The 14,291-nt window shown below is 53.8% G+C and carries 9 protein-coding genes; 1 reads left to right on the forward strand and 8 read right to left on the reverse strand.

Going from position 1 to position 14,291, the window contains the following annotated elements; genetic code table 11:
- Window positions 1-17: 17 nt before the first annotated feature.
- The 6 genes from Q9L42_RS12675 to Q9L42_RS12700 all read right to left on the reverse strand — a co-directional run bounded on the left by Q9L42_RS12675 (window position 18) and on the right by Q9L42_RS12700 (window position 8,625).
- On the reverse strand, window positions 18-1,007 hold the full coding sequence (locus Q9L42_RS12675; RefSeq protein ID WP_349431177.1) for a rhodanese-related sulfurtransferase: 990 nt from the start codon (window positions 1,005-1,007) through the stop codon (window positions 18-20).
- Window positions 1,008-1,637: 630 nt separating this feature from the next.
- Window positions 1,638-2,909 carry a DEAD/DEAH box helicase gene (locus tag Q9L42_RS12680; protein WP_305908032.1) on the reverse strand — a complete coding sequence of 424 codons (1,272 nt, stop codon included), beginning with the start codon at window positions 2,907-2,909 and terminating at the stop codon, window positions 1,638-1,640.
- Window positions 2,910-3,371: 462 nt separating this feature from the next.
- Window positions 3,372-3,950: a hypothetical protein gene (locus Q9L42_RS12685; protein WP_305908031.1), complete on the reverse strand. Its 579-nt coding sequence runs from the start codon at window positions 3,948-3,950 to the stop codon at window positions 3,372-3,374.
- A 209-nt stretch (window positions 3,951-4,159) separates the two neighbouring features.
- The gene (locus tag Q9L42_RS12690; protein ID WP_349431178.1) at window positions 4,160-5,311 is read right to left on the reverse strand and encodes a lipocalin-like domain-containing protein; all 1,152 of its coding nucleotides are present in this window, start codon (window positions 5,309-5,311) and stop codon (window positions 4,160-4,162) included.
- Between the two features lie 90 nt (window positions 5,312-5,401).
- The gene (locus Q9L42_RS12695; RefSeq protein WP_349431179.1) at window positions 5,402-7,933 is read right to left on the reverse strand and encodes an FtsX-like permease family protein; all 2,532 of its coding nucleotides are present in this window, start codon (window positions 7,931-7,933) and stop codon (window positions 5,402-5,404) included.
- The gene (locus Q9L42_RS12700; RefSeq protein WP_305908026.1) at window positions 7,930-8,625 is read right to left on the reverse strand and encodes an ABC transporter ATP-binding protein; all 696 of its coding nucleotides are present in this window, start codon (window positions 8,623-8,625) and stop codon (window positions 7,930-7,932) included. The genes Q9L42_RS12695 and Q9L42_RS12700 overlap by 4 nt, the downstream gene beginning before the upstream one ends.
- A gap of 401 nt (window positions 8,626-9,026) precedes the next feature.
- On the opposite strand from Q9L42_RS12700, the gene Q9L42_RS12705 reads away from it, so the two are divergent.
- Window positions 9,027-10,796: an ABC transporter transmembrane domain-containing protein gene (locus Q9L42_RS12705; RefSeq protein ID WP_349431180.1), complete on the forward strand. Its 1,770-nt coding sequence runs from the start codon at window positions 9,027-9,029 to the stop codon at window positions 10,794-10,796.
- A gap of 321 nt (window positions 10,797-11,117) precedes the next feature.
- Here Q9L42_RS12705 and Q9L42_RS12710 read toward each other — a convergent pair whose 3' ends face one another.
- A complete protein-coding gene (locus tag Q9L42_RS12710; protein ID WP_305908024.1) occupies window positions 11,118-12,047 on the reverse strand; it encodes a hypothetical protein in 930 nt (309 codons plus the stop codon).
- Window positions 12,044-13,945: a B12-binding domain-containing radical SAM protein gene (locus Q9L42_RS12715; protein WP_349431181.1), complete on the reverse strand. Its 1,902-nt coding sequence runs from the start codon at window positions 13,943-13,945 to the stop codon at window positions 12,044-12,046. Before Q9L42_RS12715 ends, Q9L42_RS12710 begins: the two co-directional genes overlap by 4 nt.
- Window positions 13,946-14,291: the final 346 nt, after the last annotated feature.

The following is a 14,291-nucleotide window of genomic DNA, read 5'->3' on the forward strand; positions in this document are numbered from 1 at the left end:
ATCGAAATTCGTTATCTTCAGGTTGTCTGCCGACTTTTTCTTTGTTGATCCTTGTATTGGTGTTTCAACTCCCGGCGTTTTGAAGAGATCGCTCGGGCGGAAGAACCGATGTGTTCTTCGCCGCGCTGCTTGGCCATCTGTACCTGTTTTTGCCGTTCCTGAAAGCGCCGGCGTTGCTGCTCGCTGACCTTGTCGTAACAATGTGGACAGCTGACGCCTTGCTGAAAGAGGTCGCTGTTTTTATCGTCTTCGGTAATCGGACGGCGGCAGGCGTGACATTGGTCATATCGGCCTTTTTTTAGATCGTGATTGACGGCGACGCGGTTATCGAAGACAAAACATTCGCCCTGCCATAAGGACTGTTGCGACGGTATTTCTTCCAGATATTTCAATATGCCGCCTTGCAGATGATAAACATCCTCAAAGCCTTGCTCCTTCAGATAAGCTGTCGATTTCTCACAGCGTATGCCGCCGGTGCAATACATCGCGACTTTTTTGTGCTTGGCCGGATCGAGGTGATCTTTGACATATTGCGGGAATTCGCGAAAAGTTTCGGTGTCCGGGTTGACGGCGCCCTTAAATGCGCCGATTTCGACTTCGTAATCGTTGCGGGTATCGATCAACAAGACGTCCGGATCGCTAATCAGCACATTCCAGTCCTGGGGTTTGATATAGGTGCCGACTGTTTTTTCAGGATCGATTCCGTCGACTCCCATGGTCACGATTTCCTGCTTTAACTTGACCTTGCTGCGGTAAAAAGGCGTTTCCTGTTCGTAAGATTCTTTGACTTCGAGGTCTTGAAAGCGCGGGTCTGCGCGCAGCCAGGCCAGCACCGCATCAACTCCTGGCCGAGAACCGGCTATGGTGCCGTTAATGCCTTCATTGGCGAGCAATAAAGTGCCTTTGACCTGATGTTCGTCCATCAGATTCAACAGCGGTGGTTTGAGCGCGGCATAGTCGTCGAGTTTGACGAATTTGTACAATGCGGAAACTACAATATTGGGCATATAACACCTGTATGCAGAGATGGGTTACGGGGAGGGGCTTGCTGCTCCGCTTCTGGTAATACGCGACTATACATGAATCGAGAACGCTTGAGTAGATGATGGGCTTTAGTCAGCAATTCCCATATTTGAGTATTTTTGCGGTGTTTAGGGCATGGGGTGTGTCTGTCGAGGAGCGCCGTTCACCCAGCACCTAAATAAACGACGATAATAAATCATAGCCAATAGTCTATGGTATTTAGGTGCTGGGTAAACCCATCCCTGGGGGCTTGACGGCAGCATCCTTGCTGTCGACATCCTCGCCAAACACACCCCATGCTCTTTTTGAACGCCAAAGTGGGAATTGCTGGGCTTTAGTCGCGATTATTACTGGTTGTGAAACTTTTACGCCGAGGGCGGCGCTCCCACAGGTTGAAAAACGCGGCGTTTAAAGCCTGCCACAATCACTCATCTAGGATCATGAGACGCTGAAGAACAAGAAGGGATCGTTTCTAGCATTTGTCCAATTGTAGGAGCGCCGCCCCCGGCGCGAAAAGGGATCGTCAAAGACGATGCGCCGAGCGTTGCTCAGCAGCATCCCGGCAGAGATCTGTTTATACGCGGCGATCGGGGCAGCGAGGCAAATGGCGTCTGTTAGGCGATTTTTGCCCGGGACCTGTTTCTGTTCCGACTGCCTCCGGGGTTGCCGTTGGGTTTGCGGGCCGGGTTCGAGCTTCTCCGGGGGCGCGGGCTTCTTGCCGGTTTGGCCGGCATCGGCGGGGCAATGGCGGCAGGTTCGAAGCCGGCGATTTGTTCGCGTTTGATTTCCTTGCCGATCAATTTTTCAACCTGGCGCAAGCCATTGTATTCGTCATGGGAAACCAAAGAAATGGCCTGGCCTTCCTCGCCGGCGCGTCCGGTGCGGCCGATTCTATGCACGTAATCTTCCGCGGCCCGAGGCAGTTCGAAGTTGACCACATGCGGCAGCAGGTTGATGTCGATGCCGCGCGCCGCGACATCGGTCGCGACCAATACTCTGATATCACCGGCCTTGAATCCGGCCAATGCGGTGGTTCTGGCGCCCTGACTCTTATTGCCGTGTATCGCGGCGGCCTTGATATCGATTTTGTTCAGTTTTTCGGTGAGCCGGTTGGCGCCGTGTTTGGTGCTGGTGAATACGAGTACCTGTTTCCAGTCATGTTCTTGGATCAGGTGAGACAGCAGCGCCGTTTTATCGGTCTTGTTGACCAGATAGGCGCGCTGTTCGACCAGTTCCGCCGCGGTATTGCGCGGCGCCACTTCGATTTTTACCGGATTAACCAGCAGTCCCGTCGTCAGTTTGCGTATGTCTTCGGAAAAAGTCGCCGAGAACAGCAGGTTTTGGCGTTTTTTCGGCAATAAGGCGACCACCTTGCGAATATCGCGGATGAAGCCCATGTCCAGCATGCGGTCGGCTTCGTCCAGGATCAGGGTTTCCACCTGATTCAATTTGACCGCATTTTGTTCGACCAGATCCAAAAGCCTGCCCGGCGTCGCCACCAGAATATCGACGCCGCCTCGTAATTTCATCATCTGCGGATTGATTTTCACCCCGCCAAACACAACCAGGGACTTCAGGCGCGGATGTAAATGGCTTCCGTATTTGTTGACCGATTCGCCGATTTGTGCGGCGAGCTCTCGGGTCGGTGTCAGGATCAATGCTCTGACCGGTCGGTTTTTGCTGTAAGTCTGTTGCGATAAGCGATGCAGAATCGGCAAGGTGAATCCGGCGGTTTTACCGGTTCCGGTTTGAGCGGTGGCCAGGACATCATGACCGCCTAAAACGGCGGGTATGGCTTGTGATTGAATCGGGGAAGGCGTGGCATAGCCGGAATCGGCGATAGCACGCAAAAGGGGATCGGCTAAACCGAGTGCAGTAAATGGCATATTAATAAAATCTCAATGAATGGCTGCCGGTGACAAGTGTCTTGCAGCATTGTGAATGTATAACAATTTTAATTTAAGAATACGCCAACGAACGGTGGGGAAGCATTGATTGCCGTAATAGTCAGATTAAAGAGTGATGTTGATCGATGTTATGATGAATGTATTCAAGAGCGTTCTTGAATTTAATTTTTCTATTATATGCTGTTTCAAGTCTAGAACCTAGAACTATTCTCGATAAAACAGAATAAATGCCCTGGTAATGTTTATATCCATTCTGCGTTCCCACAGGGCTGTGGGAACGAGTGATGTCGCCGTAGGAGGCCCGCCTTCGGGCGGAATGACGCTTTTCGCGCCGAGGGTGGCGTTCCTACGAGTGTTGATTCAAACGGCAAATTCCTTTGCGCCCGGAGCTCTACAGAAGGCGTTGACGATAGGGTGCGTTTGGCTGCGGGGACGTAAGAGTCAATCATTAAAATGTTTTTTTAGGCTTGCCGCCATGACCATTAAAGCCCAGCCCCGGAAAATGATATCGATGCTCAGTGAAAATGCAATAAACCACATCGAGGTCGGCCAATCGTACCATACGACGAAGGCCAGTATAATTGAAACTAAACCCGTCACTCTGTTGGCCAAGGGGTTAGGGATCTCGCTGGCCGATAACAAAACATTACGGTATATCCCTTGGGTGAGTAAATAGCCGACAATTAAAAGATTTTCATTTTCGATCTCGGAACTATTGCTGCTAAAAAAGACTAAAAAACCAACGACGATATCCAATATGCCGCCCTGGATATTATACAGATACCCTTGCGTTGTTTTTGAGTTTAGACCATCGATGCAGCGTAATACACCCACCGACAGAACCACCAAGCCAATAACGGGTAGCCAGGAGGCGTTTTCTCCCAGCATGTATACATTGGGTGAGACCAAGCATAAGATTGCTATGGTTATGCCGATGCCAACCATTGCCCTTCCTCGAAGGGTGTACCAGACCGAATTTGATGTGAATTGAATGAATTCAGGTTTTTTATTAGGTTTCATGATTGCTTTCAAATAAATTGGGTTTCAAAAAAGGTTTGAAGGAACACCGAGATAGCATGGAATCAAGTGTCAGCATAGCATAAATAGCGGGTCTTCAGGCGAGATTGGAACCGCTTTTTCCGGCGCGTCTACGGGGAGGATTGATTTTTATGCTCGTAGCGACCGCTCGTTGTGTATAAGGATGAGGGAAGCCCGTGGGGATGTGTGGATTATCGATAGCCGGCGAGTTCGACATAGCCTTGGCCGGTAACGGGGCGACCCTGATGAACGCCGCTGACCGAGACGGCGCCCTCCCAATAGCGGTAGGTGATATTCAGTTCCTGATCTTCCATCAGAGGCGTGATCAATAGTTCCAGTTTCTGGGAAGGAATCGACAGTCTCCATTGGGATGGATAGCTAATCCCGGAGTGCGGACTGCGCCAATTATCGAGCTGTTCGATGACGACGTCCGTTGAGCTCAGATTGGTTTGGCTGTGGTCGGCGTGAAAAACGGCGCCGGCGCTGTGCGGGTCGGCCTTGCCGTCTTTGCGTCGCAGCCGGTAAAACATGATCTCGCTATCGTCGAAGAGCTGCAGGGCAAACCAATCCCAGCCGGCTTGCTCCTTTGACAGCGCGCTGCTGCTCCATTCCCGGTCCATCCAGCTGGCGCCGTTGACGGCAAAGTTCTCGTGTCCGATTCGTAGCCGGCCTTCGGTCTGCAGCCGGGTGTAGGAGTAATAATACGAGGCGTTGCCGGGTTCGGCGCTTTTCTGGCTAAGGCCGTCTTGACCTTGCAGGACAAGCGGTTTCAGCGGCGTCAGTTGCAGGTCGATCGCCGCTTCATCGCTTTGAGCGTTCAGCGTGATGCCTGCCTTTTCATTCGCATCGTGTGCCCGGGCTTGCCAATCATAAAGCCAGACATGCAGCTTGTCCTTGCGGGCGCCGGCCAAACCGTTGCCGGCGCGGGCGTAGCGTTCATCGGCGTAAAAGCGCTGGTTTTCGACATCGGTCAGCGCGAAATGGGCCATATAGACCTGATTGCTGCGCCAGTTCGATGCGCCGGCGATCGGCTGTGACGTAAGGGCGAAACGGAAAAAGGTCAGTTCGTAACCGAAGCGGCGCCCCGTCTTCGACTGCAGATTGCCGGTGTAATACCACCATTCGGAGCGGTAGGCGTCATGCGGGCCGTGGTCCCTTGGAAAGACGAACGGTCTCGGTTTAAATACACGGGCAAATTCTTCATCGTCGGCGGACAGCACCTCGGATACCGTGTTTTTAGGCTCGGCTTCAGGCTGTGCGTTTTGCTGGCCGATAAACCAGGCCAACGCCAATATGACGATTAACAGGCTAGCCCAAATCAGTCGTTTGTTCGTGTTATTCATTTTTTGATGCCTCGGCCGGGCCATAAATGCCGTTATTTCGAAGCGTCACGTAACCGCTGGCGCGGTAACATGACCTACGACTTTACTAGGTTATTCATTTCTCAATGCCTCGGCTGGACGGGTGCGGGCCATTTTGATCGCCGGTAACACGCCGGCCAGCAGCGCGGCCATCAGCGCCAAGAGCATGCCTTGCGCCAATACCTGGGCGTCCCAATGCAAGGTCAGGGTCCAGCCGAAAGAGCGTTTATAAACGACGGTGATCAACACATAAGCCATCAGCAGTCCGACCGGTAGCGCCATTAAGCCGGCCAACAGCCCTAATAAGCCGGTTTCGGTGGCAATCAAACGGGCGATTTGCCACGGCGTCATGCCTATCGCCCGGAGCACGCCGAGCTGCCGGGTGCGCTCAAACTGCAAGGCCATCAAGGCGCTGAACACGCCGATAAAGGCGATCGTTGCGGCAAGCCAGCGCAGCGTTTCGGTAATCTTGAAGGTGCGGGCGAACATCTGCATCGAGGTGCGGTAAATCGCCTTTTCGGAATTGACCGTTTGGTAGGGTTTGAGCAAGGCGTTAATGCGCGCCTCCAATTGCTGTCGATCGGCTTCCGGGCGCGCATAAATCCCGATGCCGGAGTAGCCCAAATCCGGCCAGTATTGCCGATAGATGTCGCGGCTCATGGTAAGGTGGCCCTGGTCACCGCTATAATCGGCGTATATCGCGATGACCTTGACGGTCTGTTCGCCGTCGGCGGTGCGCAACTTCAATTTGTCGCCCAGGTGGACGTGATGATGATAGGCATAGGGTTCGGTCACGAAGATCGTGTCTTGCCGGTTGAAGGCCTTCCAGACATCCGGTATTTGTTGCTTGAAAATGAAGCCTTGTTTGGCCTGTTCGTTTAATTCAAACACGGAAACCCGGGTCCGCTGCTCGCCGACAAATAATTGCGTGCGCAGCACGCTGCTCAGTCGGGCAACGTCCGGCAAAGCGGCCAATTGGTCGCGCAGACGCCGGTCTTGTCGGGCTTTATCGGCCGCCTCGTCGTTGCCGGCGACCGAGACATAAAGATCGGCCCGCAGGCTGGTTTGCAGCCAATCCGAAACCGTTTGGCGAAAGCTGCCAATCATCAAGTCCATGCCGATCGCGGCCGCAACGGCAATCATCAAGGTCGCGATGGCCAGCCCGGTGCGGCTGATTTCGGCTCGCACCATTCTGGCCGGCAGCCGGATCAATACGCCCGACGTCTGCGGCAGCGCTTTTTCCAGCAGGCGCATCAATCCATAGGTCGCCGACGGCATCAACAGCGCAAAGCCGAACAGCATCAGGAAGATGCTGATCAGACCGGGCAAGACGGCCTGATCGGTCCACAAGACCAGGGCGGCGCTGCTCATCAACAACAGCACCGCCAAGCCGGCCGCCGATAGCAAAAGGCGATGCATCGACGATTCCAGTTGCGAACGCGCCAGCGTCAGTCGGGGGGAGTGCCGGGTCGCTTCCCAGGCCGGCGCCAACACGGCCAGCAAGGTCGCGGCTATCCCCAATACGACGGCCTTGCCGATCTGTTGCGGGCTAATCAGCAGGGCGGTTTGGTCGACATGAAAGTAAAACAGGTTGACCGTGCCGGCAACTAGGCGCAGCAAGCCGTGCCCGAGCATGATGCCGAGGGCTATGCCTAATGTTGTGCCGATCAGTCCCAACCATAGCGCTTCGCTCAGCATCAGACGGAAAACCTGCCGCCGGGTGACGCCCATCGCGCGCAGACAACCGATCAGCCGCCGGCGCTGTATGACCAGAAAGGTCATGGTGTTGTAGATCAGGAACATGCCGACCAATAACGACAGCATGCCCAGGGCCGTCAGATTCAGCGAGAAGGCTTGCGTCATTTGTCGCAGCGAGGCCTGTTGATTTTCGAGCGGAATCAGCAATACATCGTTAGGCAAGTATTGTTTAATGCGTTTCAGGCGCTGATCTTGATCGGCTTTGCTATAGACATGGATCGCGCTAAGTTTTCCGATCATGCCGAGAATTTCTTGGGCCGTCGCGATATCGGTGATCAGCAAGTTGTCCAACAATTCCCCGGCGACCGATTCGTCCTCGGGCAGCCAGCCCAACACGGTCAGTTCGTGGCGTTTATCCCGGCTTTCGATCACGAAGTGCTCGCCGATTTTTACACCGAACTTGGCCGCGGTCCGGCGGCTGATGAGGACGCTGTTCGGCTCGGTCATCAGGCCTCGGCCATAGGTGGCGGTATTTTGTTGTTGCCAGTCCGATTGTAAGCGGGAAGCTGTCAGCGGGTCGAATGCATGGACTTTAAGGAGTGTGTCCGGGTCGGCAACCGCCGCGACATAACCTTCGATGACCGGCGTCAGCCCGTGTATTCCGTGCTTGACTCGTAGACGCGTGTACAGTTTCTCGTCCAGTCCGCCGGCGCTGGCGCTTATGCGGTGGGAGGCTTTGCCGGACAGTGTGCGCGTCGTCTGGATAAAGGCGTTTAAAGAGCTGTCCAGCGTCAGGTCGATCGAGACGACGACGGCCACGCCCAAGGTGATTCCCAATAGCGCCAGACCCAATTGCCAGGGGTGGCGGTATAAAAAGTTGCGGCTGGCTTTGTTTAACAGGCTCATCGATGTTTGCTCAGCTCATTCAAGCGCTTGTCGTGGATTGTGAACACCCGGTCGGCCTGCCCGGTCAGTTCTTGACTGTGAGTCGCCATGATCAGGGTCTTGCCGGTTTGGCGCACCAGTTCGTTGAGCAGGGACATGACCCGGTCGCCGGTTTCCAGGTCCAGGTTTCCGGTCGGTTCGTCGGCCAGGATGATATCCGGATCGTGGATCAGCGCCCGGGCAATCGCAACGCGTTGTTGTTCGCCGCCGGATAAGCGATCCGGGTAGGTATCGGCGCGTTCGGCCAGTCCCAGTCGTTGCAATAACGACAACACCTTTTCCCGGTCAACGGGGTTGATTGCCTTGATCAGCTCCAGCGGCAATAACAGATTTTCGGCAACCGTCAGGGTGGGAATCAGATTGTATGCCTGGAACACGAAGCCTATGTGGCGGCGACGGAATAAGGTTCTTTGTTGTTCGGATAAATCATTCAGCAGCGTGTCGTGCACGCATACAGTGCCTTCGTCGGGCAGGTCGATGCCGCTGATCAGATTGAGTAAGGTCGATTTTCCCGAGCCGCTGCGGCCGAGCAAGACGATGAATTCGCCGGCGGTGACCGATAAAGACAACTCGGCGAGGATCTGATGGCGTTGTCCGGATTCCCGGTAATCCTTGCCCAATCCATTGAGTTCTACGGCGTTGCTTGTGCTCATGGTATTTATCCGGTCTGTTTAAGCCTGTCGATAAGGATGGTGTCATGCCCATGACGAGGTTAGCGTCTCTCTCCCCATCTTAGCATTCGATATCAAAGGTGGCGTCTATGCTGACCTGTGGCAATCATTATAATTTCAGATTGCGGACGGAGTTGCAAACTCCGTCCGGCTTCGGGACCGTAGGAGCGCCGCCCTCGGCGCGAATGGGAGGCGATGCGCTTCGCGTTGCTCAGCGGCATCCTACTTATTACGCAGCGGTTTCAATCAATCACGATAGGGTATGCGTCGACGACAGAATACATGGCAATCCTCGGTACATCGACGCTGGCGTTGCGATACAATCGTTTTGATGGATCGGTCAATTCCCCTTTTTTATATCACCGTACATTCCGAGGACCCTCATGCCCGAAACTCGCAACGGCTTTCGCCGACTGAGTGCACTGAAACAATTAAGCGGATTTTTTAAACCTTATCGCTTACGGCTGCTGTTGGCTCTGGTGGTGCTGCTGGTTGCAGCCGCCGCGACGTTGGCATTGCCGGTGGCGATCAAGCTGTTGATCGACAAGGGTTATGTGTTGCAGCAGGCTGAGATGCTGCGACGCTATTTCATCGTGCTGTTGGCGATCATCGCGGTCATGGCGGTATTTGCGGCGGCGCGTTACTATCTGGTCATGTGGCTGGGCGAACGCATCGTCGCCGATATACGCATCAAGCTGTATCGCCATGTGCTGAGCATGGAACCGGCTTTTTTCGAAACGACTCGCACCGGCGAGGTGTTGTCACGGCTGACCACCGACACCACGCTGGTGCAGTCGGTGGTTGGCGCCGGCATTTCGGTGACCTTGCGCTGCTCCTTGTTATTGATCGGCAGTCTGATCATGTTGTCGGTCACCAATTTAGAGCTGACCGGCTTGATCCTGATCCTGGTGCCGCTGATTTTGCTGCCATTGATCTTCTTCGGGCGTAAGGTCAGGCGCTTGTCGAAAAAGAATCAAGACTGCATCGCCGAGTCCAGCGCGATAGCCGGCGAGACCTTCAATGCGATACAGGTCCTGCAATCCTATAACCTCGATCAGTTTTTCAATCATCGATTCGGCTTATCGGTGGAACATGCATTCGCCACCGCCCGTCATCGTTTAACGGCTAGGGCCTTGCTGTCGGCCTTTGCCATCTTCACCGTATTCGGCGCCCTGTTGGCGATTGTTTGGCTGGGAGCACAATGGGTGCAGGCCGGTAAAATAACGCTGGGAGAGCTGAGCCAGTTTCTGCTATACGGTGTCATGGTCGCCACCAATGCCGCGGCGTTGAGCGAAGTCTGGGGCGATATCCAACGCGCCGCCGGGGCGATGGAGCGCATCCTGGAATTACTGCATACTCAGTCTGGTCTGATCGTTCCCCGCCAGCCTCAGCCTATACCGGATATCATCGCTAAAGGCGTTGAATTTCGCGATGTGCGTTTCAATTATCCTTCCCGTCCGCAGCAGCATGCGTTGCGGAACTTTTCCTTGGATGTCTCTCCCGGCGAAACCGTCGCTCTGGTGGGGCCGTCGGGCGCCGGCAAGAGCACGGTGTTTCAACTCTTGCTGCGTTTCTATACACCGCAGCAGGGACGGATCACCGTGGCCGGTGTCGATATCGTCGCCGCCGATCCCGGACAGCTTCGGGAAAGGATCGCGATCGTGCCGCAGGAAACGGCTATTTTCGCGGCCAGCGTCAGGGAAAATATCCGTTTCGGCCGACTCGACGCCGGTGACGAAGACATCGTCAAGGCCGCCGAAGCGGCGGCGGCCGATCAGTTCATCCGCGCTCTGCCGGAGGGGTATGACACGTTTTTGGGTGAACGGGGGCTCAGATTGTCGGCCGGTCAACGCCAACGCATCGCGATCGCCAGAGCGATACTGAAGAATGCGCCAATTCTATTGTTGGATGAGGCGACCAGTTCGCTGGATGCCGAAAGTGAAAAATTGGTTCAAACTGCCTTGCAGCATTTAATGGAGAAACGCACGACACTGGTGATCGCTCATCGTTTGGCTACGGTGTTGCAAGCCGATCGTATTGTGGTGATCAATCATGGACAAATCGTCGCCAGCGGCACGCACCGGGAGTTATTAAAACAACAGGGTCTTTATGCCAGACTGGCGGCGCTGCAATTTGGGAATCTGGACATATAGATTTTGAGCATCAGTGGGAGCGTGAACCGCTCCGACTGATTTTGCGCTCGTACTCAGTCATGTTTTGAACGCCAATTTAAACGGAATAAAACAGGGGCCCGACATGAATCATAACGTAGTGGATCTTGAGCGGGCCGGGGTATGTAAAGCCATACGCATCAAGGTTTTTTGGCGGCTTGCTTCGCGAAGCCGCCTGTCGCTATGCAGGTCAACGAGGTCCTGAACGATTCAGCCGACCGTGACTAGAGTAAGTTAAACGTTTGGGGCGGGTTAAATAACCCGCCCCGCCCAGAGATTGCTATTCTCGGACAGCCTCCTAGCCTAAGTTTGTCCGAGGTTTTTCAGGATTTCCTCTAACGGCACCAGGTTCATTTTGGCGCGGAACAATATTTCGTTGTGTTCCAATAAACCGTAGCATTCATAGGTGCGGAGCATGATATTGGTTTGATTCAGCGTATTTTCCCGGGATTCCGGCAATTGCTTGACCAGGATATGTAATGTGTCATTGTCCTTGACCTGGCTCAGGTGATGTCGATCCACGGAGAGTTCGTGTGATGTGTAAACCATCGGATTACTTTTGAAATCATGATCTTCCAACTGGGCCTTTTCCAGCAGTGCGCCGGAAGTCAAGCTGCAGGGAAATATTTCCGGGTAATGAGCGAGATGATTCAATTCGTCGAAATAATCGGATTGTTCGGCTAATGAACCGGAGAGAAAGTTCTTGGCGTTGCCGTTATGCATGTATTTATGTTTCAGAAAATAATCACTGCCGGGCACCATGGTCTTATCCTTCAGCTTGTTTAAGTCTGGCAATTGATCGAAAGAGGTAGCGGCTAGAAACAAGGGGTCATGAGTCTCCTTCTTGAAGCCCAGTAAAATCGTCTTGTTTTCCGATTTCAGTGCGATACGATTGCCCAATGTCAGATTGGGGATGGTCTTGATCAGCGTTTTCTTGATATCGAGATGGAACTCTTGGCGCGGGCGCAGCGCATTGACGAAGGTGATCTGGTAATTGCTGAAACGTAGATCGTTTTGTTCGATGATCTGATTCTCATGATTGGCCTCCCGATATAGGCGCATCTGATATTCGATGAAGGTGTTCAGCTGAAAGCCGAGAACGATGGGGCCTTTGAATGGATTATGGGTGATTTGCAGCCACTTGTGTTTGTCATGGAACAGGTTAAAGTCATCCGATGCGTTTCTGGCGACTTCCAAATGAATCTGTTCAAAGACGAAAGCTGGGTCTTTCATGGTTGTAAGCATTGTTCAATTAAGTCGGGAGCGATATCGGGTTCGGCGACGCTTTTATCAAACCAGAAATTCAGTGGATAGTCGAAGCCGATGCCATGCATATAATTATAAAGCGCTTTGTTCAGGCCGCGCCCCAATAATTCATGGTCGGCCGCGACCGGGTCGATATATGCGACTTCGTTTTCGGCGAAGCGCACATTCGGGTTCGGCTGTAAGCGTACTTGATAGCGTTCGGGGTGCTGTCCGACAGGGCTATGGACTGTCGCGGCGAAACGGTGCCAATAAGCCGATTGGAAACATCCGTTCAGCATCATTTGCCTGACCATTTCCAGCGATTCCACCGTTTCCGCCTCGGTCTGACTCGGAAAACCATACATCAGATAGGCGTGAACCAAGACGCCGGCGTCGGCGAAATGTCGGGTGACTTGGGCGACCTGCGCCACGCTGACGCCTTTGTTCATCAGTCGCAACAGTCGATCAGAGGCGACTTCCAGGCCGCCGCTGACGGCGACGCAGCCGGACTCGGCCAGCAGCCTGCATTTTTCGGCGCTGAAGGTCTTTTCGAAACGAATATTTCCCCACCAGGTTATCACGATTTCCCGTTCGATCAGTTTTTTCGCCAACGCGAACAGGACTTTTGGCGGCGCGGCCTCATCGACGAAATGAAAGCCGGTCTGGCCGGTTTCGGCGATTAGGCTTTCGATGCGGTCGACGATGATATCGGCGCCGGCTTCGTCGTAATGACCGATATAATTGAGGCTGATGTCACAGAAGCTGCATTTCTTCCAGTAACAGCCGTGCGCGACGGTCAGCTTGTTCCAACGCCCGTCGCTCCAGATTCGATGCATCGGATTGAGCATTTCGCACAACGACAAATAGCGGTCCAACACCAGGCCTTCATAACTGGGCGCGCCGGTGCTCTGATGGGGAAAGTCCTGAAGTTCGGGGTTGTCCGGATGATAGAAAACCTTGCCGCCTTTGAGCCGGTAGGTGCGGAATAATTGTTCGACGGGACGTTGACCCCGCAGATGTTCCAGCAGCGTCAGCAGCGGTCGTTCGCCGTCATCCAAGGTGATGTAATCGACAAATTCGAACAGACGGGGATCTTTCAAGGTACGCAGCTCGGTATTGACGAAGCCGCCGCCCAACACGATCTTGATATCTGGCGCGATGCGCCGGCAATGATCGGCGATCTCCAGCGCACCGAGCATATTGCCGGGGAAGGGCACGGTAATGCCCACGACATCGGCTTGCGTTTCGTCCAGACAGGTCTCCAGCAGCTGGCCCAGCAATTGTCGGGGATAGCTGTCGGTTTCCGTCAATTGCCGATACAAGTCATCGAAACAAGGGTTACTGGCAGCCAGGCGCTCGCCATAGCGTGATACCTCGAAGTTCGGATCGACACCGTCTTTGATCACGGCAATTATATCGTTGATAAACAGCGTCGCCAGGTATTTCGCCTTATCCTGTATGCCTAGCGCACCGAAAGCCTGTTCCAATACCTCGCCGGACATCTCTTCCATCTGATGCAAGGCCTCAAATTGCGGGCCTTCCGGCAGAAATCGGCGCGAGGCGATGCGCAGCGCCAAACTGGGGTCTTTGCCCTGCAGAAAACGGACGCAGGATTCGATACGCTGTTGATAGAGTGGGTAGTGACTAAAAAAGTGATAAATCGAGTCCGGCAGCTGATCGTCGTCAACTTCCGCATAGCGGTCTTCGACAATTCGGTATATATCCGCCAGTCCTTGTCGATTCAGCATCGTCAACAATAACTCGATCGCCAAGTCACGTTGCGTCGCCTGATAGCCCTGATGCCTTAAAAAGCCGGTTAGATAGGCCGTCGCCGGGTAGGGCGTATTCAACTGGGTCATGGGCGGGGTTAACAGCAGAATTTTCATCGATTTCGTTGCGAGCAAAAATCCTTGCAATTATAAGTTAAAAAGTTGACTGAAAATAGCGACGAGGTCTCCGCGCTCAGGGTTCCCTCATTAAAAAGTACCTGAACCAACCCATTGGTTAATATCGCATCATCCCTCTGGGCGGGGCGGGTTATTTAACCCGCCCCAAACGTTTAACTGACTCTAGTCTCGGTTGAACCGTTCATAACCTCGGTGACCCGCATTTCGCATAGCGACATGCGGACTACTTGCTTTTCGCGCCGAGGGCGGCGCTCCTACGCAAAGCACCGTCTTGCCTTCGGATGTGCCGAACTGCGTGAAGCGCATCAAAAACCGGTGCGCTTCC

This window comes from Methylomarinum sp. Ch1-1 (assembly GCF_030717995.2).
In the GTDB taxonomy this organism is placed as follows: domain Bacteria; phylum Pseudomonadota; class Gammaproteobacteria; order Methylococcales; family Methylomonadaceae; genus Methylomarinum; species Methylomarinum roseum.

Excerpts from the sequence above, each read along its gene's own strand:
- Q9L42_RS12675 (WP_349431177.1), bottom strand. The coding sequence starts at position 1,007 with ATGCCCAATATTGTAGTTTCCGCATTGTACAAATTCGTCAAACTCGAC.
- Q9L42_RS12710 (WP_305908024.1), bottom strand. The coding sequence starts at position 12,047 with ATGAAAGACCCAGCTTTCGTCTTTGAACAGATTCATTTGGAAGTCGCC.
- Q9L42_RS12705 (WP_349431180.1), top strand. The coding sequence starts at position 9,027 with ATGCCCGAAACTCGCAACGGCTTTCGCCGACTGAGTGCACTGAAACAA.
- Q9L42_RS12690 (WP_349431178.1), bottom strand. The coding sequence starts at position 5,311 with ATGAATAACACGAACAAACGACTGATTTGGGCTAGCCTGTTAATCGTC.
- Q9L42_RS12685 (WP_305908031.1), bottom strand. The coding sequence starts at position 3,950 with ATGAAACCTAATAAAAAACCTGAATTCATTCAATTCACATCAAATTCG.
- Q9L42_RS12695 (WP_349431179.1), bottom strand. The coding sequence starts at position 7,933 with ATGAGCCTGTTAAACAAAGCCAGCCGCAACTTTTTATACCGCCACCCC.
- Q9L42_RS12700 (WP_305908026.1), bottom strand. The coding sequence starts at position 8,625 with ATGAGCACAAGCAACGCCGTAGAACTCAATGGATTGGGCAAGGATTAC.
- Q9L42_RS12715 (WP_349431181.1), bottom strand. The coding sequence starts at position 13,945 with ATGAAAATTCTGCTGTTAACCCCGCCCATGACCCAGTTGAATACGCCC.
- Q9L42_RS12680 (WP_305908032.1), bottom strand. The coding sequence starts at position 2,909 with ATGCCATTTACTGCACTCGGTTTAGCCGATCCCCTTTTGCGTGCTATC.